At 66.8% G+C, this 15,929-nt stretch carries 12 protein-coding genes, 1 tRNA gene and 1 pseudogene; 3 read left to right on the top strand and 11 right to left on the bottom strand.

What is annotated here, in order from left to right; genetic code table 11:
• The first annotated feature begins 127 nt into the window (after window positions 1–127).
• A tRNA-Gly gene (locus QP181_RS00415) sits at window positions 128–201 on the top strand.
• A 188-nt stretch (window positions 202–389) separates the two neighbouring features.
• On the opposite strand, the gene QP181_RS00410 is transcribed toward QP181_RS00415, so the two are convergent.
• From QP181_RS00410 to QP181_RS00390, 5 genes are read right to left on the bottom strand one after another with little or no spacing between them, the layout of a single operon-like run.
• On the bottom strand, window positions 390–938 hold the full coding sequence (locus QP181_RS00410; protein WP_333927213.1) for a phytase: 549 nt from the start codon (window positions 936–938) through the stop codon (window positions 390–392).
• Entirely contained in the window at window positions 820–1,410 is a 591-nt protein-coding gene (locus QP181_RS00405) for a phytase (protein WP_333927212.1), read from the bottom strand. The genes QP181_RS00410 and QP181_RS00405 overlap by 119 nt, the downstream gene beginning before the upstream one ends.
• Window positions 1,410–1,565, bottom strand: coding sequence for a hypothetical protein (locus QP181_RS00400; protein WP_333927211.1), 156 nt, complete (start codon window positions 1,563–1,565; stop codon window positions 1,410–1,412). The genes QP181_RS00405 and QP181_RS00400 overlap by 1 nt, the downstream gene beginning before the upstream one ends.
• Window positions 1,566–1,578: 13 nt before the next feature.
• Window positions 1,579–4,320 carry a TonB-dependent receptor gene (locus tag QP181_RS00395; protein ID WP_333927210.1) on the bottom strand — a complete coding sequence of 914 codons (2,742 nt, stop codon included), beginning with the start codon at window positions 4,318–4,320 and terminating at the stop codon, window positions 1,579–1,581.
• Window positions 4,304–4,522, bottom strand: coding sequence for a hypothetical protein (locus QP181_RS00390; RefSeq protein ID WP_333927209.1), 219 nt, complete (start codon window positions 4,520–4,522; stop codon window positions 4,304–4,306). The genes QP181_RS00395 and QP181_RS00390 overlap by 17 nt, the downstream gene beginning before the upstream one ends.
• 250 nt (window positions 4,523–4,772) lie before the next feature.
• Between QP181_RS00390 and QP181_RS00385 the strand changes: the two genes are divergently transcribed.
• Complete coding sequence (locus tag QP181_RS00385; protein ID WP_333927208.1) at window positions 4,773–7,298, top strand: TonB-dependent receptor; 2,526 nt, start codon at window positions 4,773–4,775, stop codon at window positions 7,296–7,298.
• Between the two features lie 140 nt (window positions 7,299–7,438).
• Here QP181_RS00385 and QP181_RS19835 read toward each other — a convergent pair whose 3' ends face one another.
• From QP181_RS19835 to QP181_RS00350, 5 genes are all read right to left on the bottom strand, one after another.
• Complete coding sequence (locus tag QP181_RS19835; RefSeq protein ID WP_443027496.1) at window positions 7,439–8,776, bottom strand: HAMP domain-containing sensor histidine kinase; 1,338 nt, start codon at window positions 8,774–8,776, stop codon at window positions 7,439–7,441.
• The gene (locus QP181_RS00365; protein WP_207894165.1) at window positions 8,776–9,456 is read right to left on the bottom strand and encodes a response regulator transcription factor; all 681 of its coding nucleotides are present in this window, start codon (window positions 9,454–9,456) and stop codon (window positions 8,776–8,778) included. The genes QP181_RS19835 and QP181_RS00365 overlap by 1 nt, the downstream gene beginning before the upstream one ends.
• 73 nt (window positions 9,457–9,529) lie before the next feature.
• Entirely contained in the window at window positions 9,530–10,969 is a 1,440-nt protein-coding gene (locus QP181_RS00360) for a methyl-accepting chemotaxis protein (RefSeq protein ID WP_333927204.1), read from the bottom strand.
• A gap of 84 nt (window positions 10,970–11,053) precedes the next feature.
• Window positions 11,054–11,374, bottom strand: coding sequence for a hypothetical protein (locus tag QP181_RS00355; RefSeq protein WP_333927203.1), 321 nt, complete (start codon window positions 11,372–11,374; stop codon window positions 11,054–11,056).
• Between the two features lie 89 nt (window positions 11,375–11,463).
• A complete protein-coding gene (locus QP181_RS00350) occupies window positions 11,464–12,438 on the bottom strand; it encodes a quinone oxidoreductase family protein (protein WP_333927202.1) in 975 nt (324 codons plus the stop codon).
• 106 nt (window positions 12,439–12,544) lie between these two features.
• On the opposite strand from QP181_RS00350, the pseudogene QP181_RS00345 reads away from it, so the two are divergent.
• A pseudogene (locus QP181_RS00345) lies at window positions 12,545–14,004 on the top strand (aldehyde dehydrogenase family protein).
• 145 nt (window positions 14,005–14,149) lie between these two features.
• On the opposite strand, the gene QP181_RS00340 reads toward QP181_RS00345, so the two are convergent.
• A complete protein-coding gene (locus QP181_RS00340; RefSeq protein ID WP_333927201.1) occupies window positions 14,150–15,925 on the bottom strand; it encodes an SLC13 family permease in 1,776 nt (591 codons plus the stop codon).
• Window positions 15,926–15,929: the final 4 nt, after the last annotated feature.

Below are 15,929 nucleotides of genomic sequence, written 5' to 3'. Positions count from 1 at the left end.
TTTCGGGCACGACGCCCGTGGTGCTACAGCGTCGGACGCCCGCGGACGTTCCGTGTGCGCTTGATACTTGAACTTCGCGATCGTGCCGGGTACGGACACCGCACCACGCCTCGAACGACGCGTGTCGGCGGGTGTAGCTCAATGGTAGAGCTTTTGCTTCCCAAGCAAGTGACGAGGGTTCGATTCCCTTCACCCGCTCCAAATTTTCATCGATGTGATGTGATCGTAGCCCGGCTCTCGTAAGGGGCGCGCACGACGGATCGACCCTCGCCCGTTGGCCCACAACGCGCCGTACCGCGCCAGGCGCCGGTCGCGACCACGTGGTGGTCGCGGACCAGTTGCCTACGCTGTCGATCGCGGCGGCGTAACGCGCGCCAGCGTGGCGGCGGTCAGCGCAGTTTCAGCGCCCGCCGAACCGCATCCCAACCGACATATTTGAAGTTCTGCGTGGCGGGCGCGTTGTCGCCGTCCTGCGCCACCAGCAACCCACCCGGATAGGCGGGGCCGAAATCGCCGAGCATCAGGTCGATGCCGTCGGTGTCGCTGGTCCCGTCGATGCCGCCGCCCTCGATCCGGAACCGGCCCGCATAGGTGACGCCCGGCAGACGGTAGAACGTGTAGGCGTTGTCGCCCTGGCTCGACACGACCAGATAACCGCCGATCCTGCCCGAGGGTGCGAGCGCCAGACCCTCGGCATCGGCGACCAGCGTCCTGCCGTCGACCTTGGCGATCGGGGTCCCGGTGACGGGTGCGGACGGATCGGCGTCGAACCGCCAGAGCCCGACGTCTTCCTCCGCGACATAAAGCTGCCCGGTGCGATCATCGACGACGCAGCCTTCGGACTGGGTGGCGAGCTTCATCGATCGGACCGTGGTCACCTTCGGCGACGCACCCAACAGGTCGATCGCGACCTGGTCGATGCGGCCGTCCTTGAGCACGACGAAGCCGAACAGCGCGTGGTCGCGCGCGGGTCCAGAGGCACATGCCGTAGGCCTCGCCCGGCCCGACCGAGAAGCGGCCGAGCGGGACGAGCTTTGCTGCCGCCGTGTCGAGGGTGAACAGCGAGACGTGTGCGGTATTTACGTCGGCGCGATCGCTCGCGGCGGCGATCACACGTCCCCCGAGATCGCGCAGGTCGACATTGTTGAGGCGGGCGGCAGGCGTGAAGCTAAGTCGCTTGCCGGTCAGGCTGTATACGTGGATGCCCGCTTTCTTGTCGGTGCCGATGACGAGGCTCTTCGCCGGATCGCTCGCGTTGCGCCAGATCGCCGGATCGTCCGCGGCGTCGGCGGCGGTGTCGACCGGGTCGGTCTCCGCCGTCGCCGCGACCATCGGTGCCTCGACCGCCACCGGGGCCGAGGTCGTGGCACATCCCGCGAGGAGCACCGCCGCAAACGGAAGCGCGCGCATCAGAACGTCACCCGCACGCCGCCGGTATAGCGCCGCCCGAACGTCTCATGTTCGATCGTGTACGCCGACGACCCGACATAGCGGCGGCCGGGACCGTTCAGCAGGTTGGCGAAATCGCCGTAGATCTCGACATTGCCGTTGATCGCGTAGCGCACCGATGCGTCGAGCTCATTGTCCTTGGCCCAGTAGAAGTCGCCGCCATCGACGCCGCGGACGGTGTCGCCGACCTTCGCGACCGAGCCGATCGCGTCGAGCCATGCCGAGCGGTTCTGGTACGAGACGCGCGGAGAAGCCATATTTCTCGTAATAGGCGATCAAATTGTAGATCGCGTCCGACGCGCCGGGCAGTCGTACTTTGCGCGACGGGATATCAGCCGTGCCTGGCGTGTCCGCGCGACTCTTGTTGATCGTCGCATTGAGCTGGATGCCGAAGCCACCCATCCAGTCCGGCAGGCCGAGATCGGCGGTGAACGGATCGAGCTGCTGCTGGATCGCGCCCTCGATGCCCATGATATAGCCCTTGCCGCCGTTCAGGACGGTCGAGAACTGATATTGCGAGCGATCGGTATTGCCGCTGTTGAGGATCGTGCTGCCGAAGGTCTGCACCGAGTCGAACAGGACGTTGGTGACGTCCTTGTAATAGGCACCGATCGACAGGAAGCCGCGCGGCATCGTGTAATATTCGACATAGGCGTCGACGCCCTTGGCCTTTTCGGGCTTCGCGTCGGGGTTGCCGCCGGACACGGTCAGGTTGGCGTCGTTATAGGTCAGGTTCGGGCGCAGCTGATCGTAATCGGGCCGCGCGGCACCGGTGTTGAACGACAGGCGTGCCTTCATCCGATCGTTGACGTCCCAGTTCAGATGGAGGCTCGGATAGACCAGCGTCTGGCTCGATTTCGCCTCGACCGGCGTCGCCACGCTCGTAGCGGCGTTGATCGAGAACGCCCGCGCGTCGTTGCGGATATGCTCGACGCGGGCGCCGCCGATGATGCTGCCCCAGTTGGTCGTCACCGTGGCCATCGCGTACGCCGAATAGACCTTCTCGCCGACCTTATAATAGTTCGCGTCGACCGGCAGATAGCTGGCGACGGTCTTCGCCTGGTCGACCAACCCGAGCACCTTGTCGCGGTCGAAATACTGGAAGGTGTAGCCGAGCGGGATCTCGCCCTGGAACCCGCCGGACTTGGCGATCGCGGAATAGTTGGTGGAGATTCCCGCGGCGGCGAATTGCGCTGCGCCGTTGATGTCGAGCAGGCTCTCGTTCGCGGTCTTGGTGCGATCGTCATAGCGGACGCCCGCCGTGAACACCGTCTGCGCGCCGAATAGCGACGCCTCGCGGCTGACGTCGAGCTTGGCGGTGTACGCCTCGGTCACGTCCTGCGCCTTCAGCGAGCGGAGACGGGTCAGCGACGTCGGGAAATCCTCGATCGCGGTCACCTGCGCACCGCGCGAGAACGTTCCGTCGGCGTTGCGGATCGTGCGGAACAGCTGGACCTTGGCAAGCTGCGGGTCGGTCAGGTCATAGCCCACGGTCAGCCGGTTGGTGGCGTTCGTGAAGCTCGGGCTTTCGTAGTTCAGCTGTGCCGGCTGCGTTCGGTCGTCGATCGAGCGCGTGAAGTTACCGCGCCATTTGACGTTCCACTCGCCGAGTTCGTGATCGCCGCCGACCGTGTTGGTGAACACCGACTGCTTGTATTTGCGCACTGTGAAGTTCGCGTTGAGATCGACGCCGTAGACGGTGCCGAGCAAGGGCGTGTTGCCGGTGCAGACGTCGGCATAGCCCGTGGTGCCCGATGCGGGCCGTGCGTTGACGGTGCAGCCGGCGCTGCCGGTCGGCGCGCGCGACTGTTGGTCGTCGAGATCGAAGATGTAGTTGTTGCGCTGCTCATCGTCCTGGAACGCCGAGTAAATCGTCTCCGCGAACAGCTTGTGGCCGGGCGCCGGGCGCCAGTCGAGCCGGGTCGAGAGCGAGTAGTTCTTGCGCGTCAGGCGATACAGCTTGTTCTCGGTCTCGCGTGCCCAGTTGCGTGTCTGATAGCCGGGGCGCTTGTCTTCCTTGACCGCCTCGAAATCGGTCTCGAAATTGTCGGTGACCATGCCGCGGCGATACAAGCTGGCGGACGAGACGATGCCGAACTCGCCGATCCCGGTGTCGATCCGGTCTGAGATAACGAGCGAGCCTTCATATTCGGTCTTCTTGCCGAGCTCGACATGGCCGAGGCCGCCCTTGGCCTGCACCTTCATACCCGGATAATCGAACGCGGATCGCGTGATGATGTCGACATTGCCGGCGATCGTCTCGCCGGTCATGTCGGGGGTGACGGCTTTCCGCACGATGATCTGCGAGGCGATCGCCGACGGGATCGAGTCGAACCGGGCGTCGCGGCCTTCGGGGCTGACGACGTTGATGCCGTCGATCGACAGCGTGGTCCAGTTGATCGGCGCGCCGCGTAGCGTGATGTAGCGCGCCTGGCCCTGGTCGCGCTGGACGCCGACGCCGGGCAAGCGGCTGACCGCCTGCGCGACGTTCTGATCGGGGAGGCGACCGATCGAGTCCGAGGCGATGACCGAGACGAGTGAGGGGCTGGTGCGCTGGATCTGGAGCGCTGCGGCTTCGGATTCCGCGATCGGACGCGAGCCGGAAACGACGATCTCCGCCCCCTCGCCTGCGCCCGCATCCGTGCCAACGGCCGCGGTCATCGCCACGTCGAGCGTTACCGGGGCATCGGCGACCGTGACGGTCCGGCGCGCATCGGGGAAGCCGACATAGCGGATCACGAGTTCGTGCGTGCCGGCGGGGACGCCGTTCAGCGAGAACCGCCCGGTGCGATCGACGACCGTCGACAGGTCGAGCGCGGGGATCGAGACCGATGCGCCATCGAGATAGTCGCCGCTACCAGCCTGCGACACCGTGCCGGTAACCGATCCGGGCGCGCGGCGCCCCGACTGGCGTTACGGCGACCGGGGTTGCCGCGACCGGCGTTGCGGCGATCGGGGCGGCGATCGGGCCGGCATGCGCGGTGGCGATGCTCAACGGCATCAACGCGCAGCCTGCGAGCAAGCCATGCGCGAAAACAGGGCCGCGAAAGCGGCGCGACAGGTTGGATGTCATGATGGGTCCCCGGATGTCCCGGCTTTGTCCAGCCGGCTTGGGAGGCGCGGTAGCCGCTGCGGATGGCAGCCGCGTTACGCGTGCGTGACAGGAACATGACAGCCCCGTCATCTCGCGCGACGGTTGCGGCGCGCATTAAGCCAACATTAAAAACGTCGGACACGCGATTCTTATAATCGTAACGGACGTGCCACGACCGCCGCCTATCGCGCCCTTCAAGGCAAACACTGCCGAAAAAGGGAACTCCTCGATGTTGAATTCAGCAAGCCTGCGCTTGCGGCTGCTGGCCGGCGCCGCCCTGACGGTCGCGATCGCGTCGCCCGCCTTCGCCGCTGCCGCCACGCCGACTGCCACCAAGGATACGGCGACCGTCGCCGCCGCCGATCCCGTGCCCGTCGATCCTGCCGCCCCCGTGACCGCCGACCCTGCGGACCAGACCGGTCTTGGCGAGATCGTCGTCACCGCGACCAAGCGCGAGACGAACCTTCAGAAGACGCCGATCGCGATCAATGTCCTGAGCAGCCAGGCGCTGACGGATCGTCACGTCCAGAGCCTGTACGACCTCGCCGACGGCGCCGTGCCGTCGTTGCGCGTCGCGACCTTCGAAGCGCGCCAGTCCGCGCTGACGATCGGCATCCGCGGCATCGTGCCGCTCGACGCCAACCAGCCCGCCCGCGAGCAGGGCGTCGGCGTCTATATCGACGGCGTCTATCTCGGTCGCCAGCACGGCCTGAACGCAGCGCTGTTCGACGTCGACCGGATCGAAGTGCTCAAGGGCCCGCAGGGCACGCTGTTCGGTCGCAACACCGAAGGCGGCGCGCTCAGCATCGTCACCAAGGGCCCGAGCGGCAAATGGGGCGGCAGCGCGACCGGCGGGATCGCGAACTACGGCAGCTACAACGGTACGCTGCATCTCGACCTGCCGGAAACCTACGGCGTGTCGCTGAAGCTCGACGGCGTCATCCAGCATCAGGATGCGACCACCAAGAACCCGCTCGAGGGCCAGACCGGCTTCAACTATTATCATCGCCGCGGCTTCAAGGCGACCGCACGCGTTCGCCCGATCTCGGGCATGACCGCCGATTTCAGCTACGACAACGGCTATGACTCGAACAGCCCGTTCTACAGCCAGCTGCTCAACGTGAACCCGAACGGCTGCAAGGCGGGGGCGCAATCGGCATCGTCTGCCTGCACCCTCCCCGGCACCAACTACACCACGCTTACCGGCACCGTGAAGCCGCTCCCGAGCCAGGTCGTAGTCAACGGCACCAGCCGCGCGAAGGTCGCCGACATCGGCGTTCCGCAGCAGCCGAGCGTCGACAAGACGCACGGCTTCACCTCGAACATCCGCTGGGACGTCGCACCCGAGATCGAACTCCGCTCGATCACCGCGTGGCGCGGCGTGAACGCGACCCAGTATGACAACAGTGGCGGCTATCACCGCGTCCCCGTCGTCGCCGCAGGCTGCACCGGTACCGCGTGCAACTTCAGCCGCTACAGCCTCGCCGACCTCCACCAGAATCAGTTCAGCCAGGAATTCCAGGCGGTCGGCACGGTCGGCCAGTTCGATTACGTCGCCGGGCTCTATTACTTCAACGAACATATCAGCGACGACGCGGCGACGCCGAACTCGCTGGCGTTTAATTCTGCGCTGACGACGATCTCAGTGCTCGATCCCTGCACCGGGTCGGGCGGGTTCGGCTCGCTCGTGGGCTGTCGATCGATCGATCGTGCCTCGGAAGTGCATTCGAAGAGCTATGCCGGCTACGGCCAGGTCACCTGGAACGCGACCGATCGCGTCCACCTGACCGCCGGTGGCCGTTACACGCGCGACGAAAAGCAGGGCGTGCTGCATTATTCGCGCAACCTAAACTACGACACGGCAACCGCGGCGCAGCTGACGGCGGCCGGCTACAAGCCGCTCGACGCCACCTGGAACCGGTTCAATCCGATGGCGACGCTCGCCTATGACGCCAGTGACACGGTCCATGTCTACGCCAAATACGCGACCGGCTATCGCGCCGGCGGTGCCAGCTCGCGCACCTCGAACTACCAGACGTTCAACCCGGAGGACGTGAAGTCGTACGAGATCGGCGCGAAGACCGATTTCTGGAACCACCGCGCGCGCCTGAACCTCGCCGGCTACATCATGGATCGCAAGAACAGCCAGGTCGACATCAGCTCGATCCAGACGACCGCGTCGGGCAGCTTTAACAACCTCGTGACGATCAATGCGCCGGGGATTACCAAGATCCGCGGGATCGAGGCCGATCTGACGGTGCAGCCGGTCGACGGGCTGACGCTGACCGCAGGCTATGCGTACACCTACACGAAGATCCCGCCGGTGCTGATCGCGTCGACCGGCGTGTACCAGAACTTCTACATCGTGTTCACGCCGCGCAACGCCGCCAACGGGTCGATCGACTACACGATGCCGATCCGCGACATGGACCTGAAGTTCCACCTCGACGGCAACTACTCGCAGGCCACGCAGACCTTCGACCAGTTCGCGACCAAGAACGATCCGGCGTTCATCGCCAACGCGCGTCTGGCACTGGCGAACATCCACGTCGCCGGCAGCAACGCGGTTACGATCTCGGCCTGGGTCCGCAACCTGTTCGACAAGCAGTATGTGTTCCGCCGCGATCCGTCGAACAGCCTGCCGGGCGCCCCGACGACCAACCTCACATCGGGCAGCGTCAACAACGTGCTGGGCGACTACGGCAACTTCAACGCGCCGCGCACCTACGGAATGGAAGCCTCGGTCAAGTTCTGACCTCACGATCCTCCCCCGCAAGGGGAGGCGGCGCCGAAGGCGACGGAGGGGGAGGATACCAAACATAGGGTGTCGCCCCCGCCCCCTCCGTCAGGCTCCGCCTGCCACCTCCCCCTCGCGGGGGAGGATTACTTGTTGGCTCAGTCTCGCGACAGCGTGAGCACTACGCGTAACCCAGGTCCTGCGTCCTCGAGCGACAACGTCCCCCGGTGCAGGCGAACGATCGCATCGATCAGCGCGAGGCCCAGGCCATGCCCGACATCGTGACGGCTGATGTCCAGACGCCCGAACCGGCGAAGCGCCAGTTTGCGCTGGTCGGCCGGGATGCCCGGGCCATCGTCGGTCACCGTCAGCATCGTTGCGACATCGGTCGAGACGACGCCGATCTCGATCCGCGTGCCGGTGGGCGTATGGCGGATCGCGTTCTCGATCAGGTTGACCATCGCCTGACCCAGCAACTGGCGATCACCGACGATCTGGGTCGGTTCCTTCACGACGATGTCGAGCTGCCGACCGCTATCCACCACGACCGGCTGTATCATGTCGCCGACCTCCCGAACCAAGTCGGCGAGATCGAACGACGCGAACGCGGCGCGACGATCGCCCCCTCGACCTCGGCGATCCGCAGCATTGCCGCGAACATCGCGAGCAGCTCGTCGCTCATCGCGATTGCGGCTTCGAGATCCTCGCGCTGCGCGGCCGTCTCGGCCCGGCGTACAGTCAGCGCAAGCTGGCTGCGCAGCCGCGCGAGCGGCGTGCGCAGATCGTGCGCGATGTCGTTCGAGACGTTGCTGATGCTCGCCATCAAGTCCGAGATCTCGGTCGAGCATCCGGTTGAACGCCATCGCCTGATTCGCGAACTCACCGCCCGATGGATGAATCGGCACACGTCGCGTCATGTCGCCGTCGATGATCGCCTCGACCGTGCGCCGCGTCTCACCGATCCGCCGGCCGATCGTGACGACGAAGAACACCATGCCACCAATCACGATCAGCACGATCGAGCCGAACCCGATCAGGTAGATCCGCGTGCGCGCGGCGTTGTAGTCGTCGAACGGCTCGGTCTCGGCGACCGTGGTCAGCGTCATACCGCCATCAAGGGTGCGGACCAGCGCGCGCCCGGCAGACAAACCGGCGATCCGGTCGTCCCGCGCGATCGTCGAGAAGCCCAGCGGCAGGCGGCGCGACAGGGTGATGTTGCCGCGGAGCCGACGGCCGTTCGCATCGACCAGCAACAAACCGATATCGCCAGTGTCGCGCTCGCGCATCGCCGCATCGATCCGGTGAAAGACGTCGGCCGGTCGCCGCTCGCCCGGCACGCCGGCAATCGCGTCGCTGACGACCAGGATGCGGCGATCGACCAACCGCTCGATCGTCTGCAGCGTGATACTGTGGATCGCGACCCCGGTCCCGATCGTCGCGACCAGGAACGCCAGCAGGAAGGCCCCGGTCAGCGTGCGAAGCGACCGGAACCGCATCAGCCGCGCAGCATGTAACCGACGCCGCGCACCGTCACGATCGGGTCCTCGCCGCCCGCCGCGGTCAGCTTGACGCGGAGGTGGCGGACATAGACGTCGACGATGTTGGTGGTCGGCGCGAAGTCGTAGCCCCAGACGCGCTCGACCAGCATCGCCCGCGTCAGCACCGCGTCGGCATTGGCGACGAACTCGGCGAGCAGCTTGAACTCGAGCTTGCCTAGGTCGAGCGCGATGCCGTCGCGCCATGCGCGGAACTTGGTCGGGCTGACGACGATGTCGCCTGCGCGGATCGTGTCGGCGCTACCGCCGGTCCAGCCGCGTCCGCGGACGATCGCGGCCAGCCTCGCGCTGAGTTCGGCGGCGGCGACCGGCTTGACGACGTAATCGTCCGCCCCGGCCTCGAGCCCTTCGACCTTCTCGACCGACCGGCCGAGCGCGGTGAGCATGATCACCGGCACCGTCATATTGCCGCCGCGCAGCCGCGCGAGCACCGACATGCCGTCGACCTTGGGCAGCATCCGGTCGAGTACCACCGCATCGAACGGCGCGCTGTCGACCGCCGCCAGCGCCTCGCGGCCATCGACCGCGACCGTGACGCGGTGATCGAGCCCGCGCAGTTCCTCCGCCATCGCCTGCGCGAACACCGCATCGTCCTCGACCAGCAACAGGTTCAGGCTCATCGTCGTCTCGCCGCCAGGATCACTTGGATAGGCCCCCGCCCTACCGCGCTTTCGCCCCCACGCAAACCGGGCGCTACGCGGCCTTGAGCTGGATCACGAAGCGATCGGTCGCCGCGCGGAGCTGGCGCGCGGTATCCAGCAGCCCGGTTGCGGCGCGCGCGACCATGTCGGACAGCCCCGCGGTCGCGCCTGCGACCCGCGCGATCCCAAGCATCTCGTCCGCCATGCTGTCGATCCCCGCCGCGGTGCTGTCCGCGGTGCGCTCGATCGACGCCGCGGTCTGGTGGTGATGCCGCACCTCCGCCTGGATCGTGTCCGCGGCGGTCGCGAGGTGGCCGATCATCGTCGCGATCCGGCCGAGCGCATCGTTGGCGACCCCCGCCCCCTGCTCCGCGGAGCCAGCCAGCGCACGGATCTCGCTCGATGCGCCGGTCGCCTGCCCGGCCAGCTGCTTGACCTCGCTCGCGACTACCTTGAACCCGTTGCCGGCATCGCCCGCGCGCGCCGCCTCGATCGTCGCGTTCAGCGCGAGCAGGTTGGTCTTGGCGGCAATCTGTTGAATGGAGTTGGCAAAGCTGCCGATCGTCTGCGTCCGTTCGACGAGCGCGATCATCGCCGTGTGGCTGAGCGTCGATGCGGTACGCGCCTCGGTCCCGAGCTGGACCTGCTGTTCGGCCACGCTTGCGATCGACGTCACCGACTGGGTCAGCGCATGGATCTGTGCCGACAACCGCCCCGCGCTCTCCGACGACTGCGTAGCCGCGGCGGCGCTCGCTTCGGTCTGGCGGGTGGCGACCTGCGCGAGTTCGTTCAGCGCGCGCGCCGATCCGTCGAGCCGGGACGACGCCGACCCGACCGAATCGACGATATCGGCCACCGACGCCTGGAACGCCTCCGCCAACGCCAGCATCTCGGCGGCACGCTGCGCGGCGAGTTCGCGCTCGATCTCCAGCCGACGCTGGCGTTCGCGCGCCTCGCGTGCCTCGGCCGCGCGCATCCCGGTGATCGCCTCCTCCATCCGGTTGCGGCTGTCGATCGCCTCGTTCGCGAGCGTCTCGCTCTCGCAGCGTGCAGTCTCCTGGCGGATCATCAGGCTGCGCAGACGGGCGGTGACATAACCCAGCACCGCGAGCTGCAACCCCACCGCGGCGGCATGAATGACGACGCGGCCGATATTGCCCGAGCCCGTGAACACCCACCCGGGTGCCGCCGTCTCCAGCACCAGATGATGCACCGCGATCAGGCCCGCCGCGAGCGCGATCGGCCGCCAGTCGCAGAGCACCACGAGGGCGGCGAGCGCGACGAAGAAATACATGTGCGCATCCATCTGCCAGGCATGCCCCTGCAGCAGATACACGCCGAGCGCCGGATACACCGCGGCGGGCGTGCCGGAGACCAGTCGCGCAACCGGGTCATGACGCCGCCGCACCGCCATCAGCGTCGGCGCTAGATTGACCAGCACAGCGACGACCAGCACGGGCACGAGCCCGTCGGCATCGAGCCACAGGCCCATCATGCCAAGCCATAGCGTACAGACCCAGCCCGCAATCGCGACGATGGCGATGCCGCGCGCGGAAGATCTGGAGGTCGGTGGGGTTCATATCGCGACCGCCGTCTCGCCGCAGGCTGCGCCCGACGCCCCGAGCAGCACCACGCCATGTGCCATCATAAGCCCCGCCAATTGCGCACGATCGCCCCTGACGATGTAGCTGTTCGGCAACGGCCCGGCACCGATCAGCAGGGCATGGCCCGCGACCGCGGTCGGCAACAGGCTCGCGACCGCGTTCGCGCCGACCGGTACGAGCAGATATTCGCCATGCCGCGGCGGCCAGGCCACCAGTACCGCGAAGCCGATGACGACTGCGATCCCCTGTGCGGCGATGCAGATCGCCACCGCGGAATTGTGAGAACGAACCATATGTTCGACGTACGTACAATGCGTTAGGCGGCAGTTAACGTATCGGTCACCGTCTCGCTATCGCTCAATCAGCCAGTCGATCACAGGCCTTACGGCAGCAGCAGCGTGCTCCCCCAGGTACTCCCGCTCTCGACCGCGCGATGCGCATCGGCCGCGTCTTCGAGCGCGAAGGTCTGGCCGATCTCGGGCGTGATCGCGCCGCTGTCGAGCATCGCGAACAGGCGGGCGATGCCGGTCTGCCTCTCCTCGGGCGTAACATAATAATCGAACAGAGTCGGCCGGGTCACGAACAGCGACCCTTTCCGCGCGAGGATGCCGATGTTGACGCCCTCGACCACGCCCCCCGCATTGCCGTAGCTGACGATCAGGCCACGTTTCGCCGCACTGTCGAGCGAGGCGTTCCAGGTCGCGCCGCCGACGCCGTCGAGGATGATGGGCACACCCTTGCCGTCGGTGATCTCGCGGACCCGCGCGGCGATGTCCTCGGACTTGTGGAGGATGACGTGGTCGGCGCCGGCTTTGCGGGTACGCGCCGCCTTGTCCTCGCTGCCGACGCTGGCGATGACGGTGGCGCCGATCGCCTTGAGCCAGCCGACGAGGATGTGGCCGACGCCCCCCGCGGCCGCGTGGACGAGGACGGTCTGGCCCGCCTGCACCTTGGCGCAGCGCTCGACCAGGAACTCGGCGGTGGTGCCCTTGAGCAGGATCGCCGCCGCGGTACGGTCGTCGAGCGTGTCGGGAAGCTTGAACAGTTGGTTCGCCGACACGTTGCGCTCGGTTGCATAGGCGCCGCGCGACGGGCCGAAGGTGCCGACACGGTCGCCGGGCGCGAAGTCGGTGACGCCCTCGCCGACCGCCATCACCACGCCCGCCGCCTCGCTGCCAAGTCCCGAGGGCAGGTCGACCGGGTACACGCCGCTGCGGTGGTAGGTGTCGATATAGTTCAGGCCGACCGCCGTGTTGCGCATCCAGACCTCGCCCTTGGCCGGAGGCGGCAGTTCGACGTCACGCCACTGGATGACCTCGGGACCGCCGATCTTCTCGATGAATGCCACTCTCGCCATGCCGGCCTCCTGATGAATTTCCCGGTCAACCTACGGCATGCGTTTCGGGTTGCAACCGATCTCCGGCGAGCCCATTCCTTGGCGAGACAAGATGCGGAGAGGCACGATGAAAAGCTATTTGAAGCAGTATATCGATGGCGCGTGGGTCGAGAGCGAGGGCGGCACCGTCTATCAGGTGATCGACCCGTCGACGGAACAGCCGTGCACCGAGATCACGCTCGGCACCGCCGCCGACGTCGACAAGGCCGTGGCCGCGGCTCGGTCCGCGTTCGAAAGCTGGAGCCAGACGAGCGTGCAGGAACGGCTCGACGTGCTTGGCCGGATCATGACCGAATACAAGGCGCGGATGCCCGATCTGGCGAAGGCGATGTCGCAGGAGATGGGCGCACCGATGGCGCTCGCGTCGATGGCGCAGGCGCCCACCGGCCTCGCGCATTTCTCGGCGACCGCGAAGGCGCTGGCGGCGTTCGAATTCTCCGAAGTCATCGGCAAGGCGACCGTCGTGCACGAGCCGCTTGGCGTCGTCGCGATGATCACGCCGTGGAACTGGCCGCTGAACCAGATCTGCGCGAAGGTCGCGCCTGCGCTGGCGGCGGGCGACACGATGATCCTGAAGCCGTCCGAGGAGGCGCCGTCGTGCGCGGTGATCCTGGCGGAGATCATGGATGCGGCGGGCGTGCCGGCGGGGGTGTTCAACCTCGTCAACGGCGACGGGCCGGGTGTCGGCGCGGCGCTGTGCGCGCACCGCGAGGTCGACATGGTGAGCTTTACAGGCTCGACGCGGGCCGGGATTGCAGTCGCATTGGCCGCGGCACCGACCGTGAAGCGGGTGCATCAGGAGCTTGGCGGCAAGGCGGCGAACCTAGTGCTGGAGGGCTCCGATCTAGCGGCCGTCCTGCCGCCAACCGTGGCTGGCGTGCTCGCCAATTCAGGACAGAGCTGCATCGCGCCGACGCGCCTGCTGGTGCATGCTAGCCAGGTCGCGGAGGCGACCGCGATCGTGAAGTCGATGATGGAGCAGACCAAGGTCGGCGATCCCGCCGAGATGGGCCAGCACATCGGCCCGGTCGTCAACAAGGCGCAGTTCGATAAGATCCAGGGGCTGATCCAGTCCGCAATCGACGAAGGCGCGACGCTGGTGACGGGCGGCGTGGGTCGTCCGGACGGGCGCAACGCCGGCTTCTATATCCAGCCAACCCTGTTCACCGATGTCCGCCCCGACATGCGGATCGCGCAGGAGGAGACGTTCGGGCCGGTCGCTACGATTACGTCGTACAGCGATCAGGACGAAGGCATCCGCATCGCCAACGCGACGGAATACGGGCTGTCGGCGACGATCTCAGGCGATCCGGCGGCGGCGGCGAAGGTCGCGCCGAGGTTGCGCGCTGGGCTGGTCACGATCAACTCGTGGAGCCCCGACATCGGCGCGCCGTTCGGGGGTACAAGCAATCGGGCAATGGTCGCGAGAACGGGCGCTATGGCCTGACCGACTTCATGGAAGTGAAGACGATCACCGGTCTGCCGGGTGATGTTCGCGAGGGCAAACCGGCCGAAGCAGGTGCTTAATCCCTCTCAATCCTCCCCCGCCAGGGGGAGGTGGCGCCGTTAGGCGACGGACGGGGAGGACACCAAACAGGGGTGGCTCTTTCCTCCCCCTCCGTCTGGCAAAAGCCAGCCACCTCCCCCTGGCGGGGGAGGATTCGAGGCTTGCCTAGTGCATCGGCCAGACCGCAACGATCAGCGGGGTGCCGATCAGTAGCACCAGCAACGACAGCGGCGCGCCCAGCCGCGCATAATCGCCGAACCTGTACCCACCCGGCCCCATCACCAGCGTGTTGCATTGGTGCCCGATCGGCGTGAGGAAATCGCACCCCGCCCCGACCGCCGTCGCCATCAGGAACGCCTCGGGCCGGAACCCCAGATCGCCCGCGAAGGTCGCGGCGATCGGTGCCATCACCAGCACGGTCGCGGCATTGTTGAGAAACGGCGTCACCGCCATCGCCGCCGCCAGGATCAGCGCGACCGCGCCCCAGGGCGGCAAGGTCGCCGCGGTCGACGACAGCCAGGTCGCGATCACCTCCGACGCGCCGGTCGTGCGCAACGAGTCGCTGACCGGTATCAGCGCGCCGAGCATGATCAGGATCGGCCATTCGACATGATCATACGCCTCGCGCACCGGCAACACGCCGGTCGCCATGATCAGCCCCGCCGCGGCGAAGAACGCGACCGCCACCGGCACGAACCCCAGCGCGGTCGCACTCATCGCCACCGCGAGGATGGCGATCGGCAACCAGCTCCGCTTCGACACGCCAAGCCGCATCTCGCGCTGCGCCAACGGCAGACAGCCGAGATCACGCAGTTTGCTCGGCAGTTGCTCAAGCGGCCCCTGCAGCACCAGCACGTCGCCGGCGCGGAGTTCGGTGTTGGCGAGACGGCGCGAGAGATGCTCGCCCTGCCGCGAGATCGCGATCAGGTTGACGCCGTAGCGCGCCTGCAACGCGAACCGCGCCGCGGTCTTGCCGACCAGCGCCGAGCCGAGGCCGATCACCGCCTCGATCACGCCGACCTCGTCGTCGTCATCCTCGTCCGCCTTCTCCCGGTCCTCGCCTTCCAGCTTCAGCCGATCGCGCGCGATCACCCGTTCGAGCGCATCGGGATCGCCCTCGAGGATCAGCGTATCGCCCGCGCGCAGATGTGTGTGGTCGTGCGGCGCGCTGCGCATCCCGGCGCGCAGGATGCGGGTGATCGTCACCTCGCGGTCGTGGCGGTCGAGAAATGCATCGACCGTCTCGTCGACCACGGGCGAGGCCTCGGGGATCATCGCCTCGGTCACATAGCCTTTGATGTCGAGCGCCTCGCCCATCGTCGGCGCGGCACGGCGATCGCGCGGCAGCAGCCGGTAGGCGAAGCGGAGATAGATCAGCCCCATCAGCGTCAGGCCGAGTCCGACCGGCGCGTAGTCGAACATCCCGAACGGGTGCCCGGTCATCTGTTCGCGGACGCGGCTGACGATGATGTTCGGCGAGGTGCCGACCAGCGTGATCAGCCCGCCGAGCAGCGAAGCGGACGCCATCGGCATCAGGAAGACCGAGGGCGAGGTGTCGTTCTTCTTCGCCATCTGGAATGCTGCGGGCATCAGCATCGCCAGCGCGCCGATGTTCTTGACCAGTGCCGACGCGAACCCGACCGACGCGGTCAGCAGCAGTAATTGCGACCGGACGCGGGTCACGCGGCTGGCGAACTTGGCGAGCGCGCGTTCAATGATTCCCGAGCGCTGCACCGCCGCCGAGATCACCAGCGCCGAGCCGACGATGATGACGATGTCGTCGGAGAAGCCCTTGAACGCGTCCTTCGGGCTGACAATGCCCAGCGCGATGCTGGCGAGCAACGCGAGGATCGCGGTGACGTCGTAGCGGAACCTGCCCCACATGAAGAGCGCCATCATCCCGAACAGCGTGGCGATCGAGAGATACTGGGGAACGGTCATCGGG

The organism is Sphingomonas sp. LR55, assembly GCF_036856015.1.
Taxonomy (GTDB): domain Bacteria; phylum Pseudomonadota; class Alphaproteobacteria; order Sphingomonadales; family Sphingomonadaceae; genus Sphingomonas.
This window is presented reverse-complemented; position numbering and strand designations above follow the sequence as displayed.

Coding starts and splice junctions, on each gene's coding strand:
- QP181_RS00385 (WP_333927208.1), top strand. CDS start 4,773: ATGTTGAATTCAGCAAGCCTGCGCTTGCGGCTGCTGGCCGGCGCCGCC.
- QP181_RS00405 (WP_333927212.1), bottom strand. CDS start 1,410: ATGCGCGCGCTTCCGTTTGCGGCGGTGCTCCTCGCGGGATGTGCCACG.
- QP181_RS00355 (WP_333927203.1), bottom strand. CDS start 11,374: ATGGTTCGTTCTCACAATTCCGCGGTGGCGATCTGCATCGCCGCACAG.
- QP181_RS00365 (WP_207894165.1), bottom strand. CDS start 9,456: ATGAGCCTGAACCTGTTGCTGGTCGAGGACGATGCGGTGTTCGCGCAG.
- QP181_RS00350 (WP_333927202.1), bottom strand. CDS start 12,438: ATGGCGAGAGTGGCATTCATCGAGAAGATCGGCGGTCCCGAGGTCATC.
- QP181_RS00390 (WP_333927209.1), bottom strand. CDS start 4,522: ATGACATCCAACCTGTCGCGCCGCTTTCGCGGCCCTGTTTTCGCGCAT.
- QP181_RS19835 (WP_443027496.1), bottom strand. CDS start 8,776: ATGCGGTTCCGGTCGCTTCGCACGCTGACCGGGGCCTTCCTGCTGGCG.
- QP181_RS00340 (WP_333927201.1), bottom strand. CDS start 15,925: ATGACCGTTCCCCAGTATCTCTCGATCGCCACGCTGTTCGGGATGATG.
- QP181_RS00360 (WP_333927204.1), bottom strand. CDS start 10,969: ATGGGCCTGTGGCTCGATGCCGACGGGCTCGTGCCCGTGCTGGTCGTC.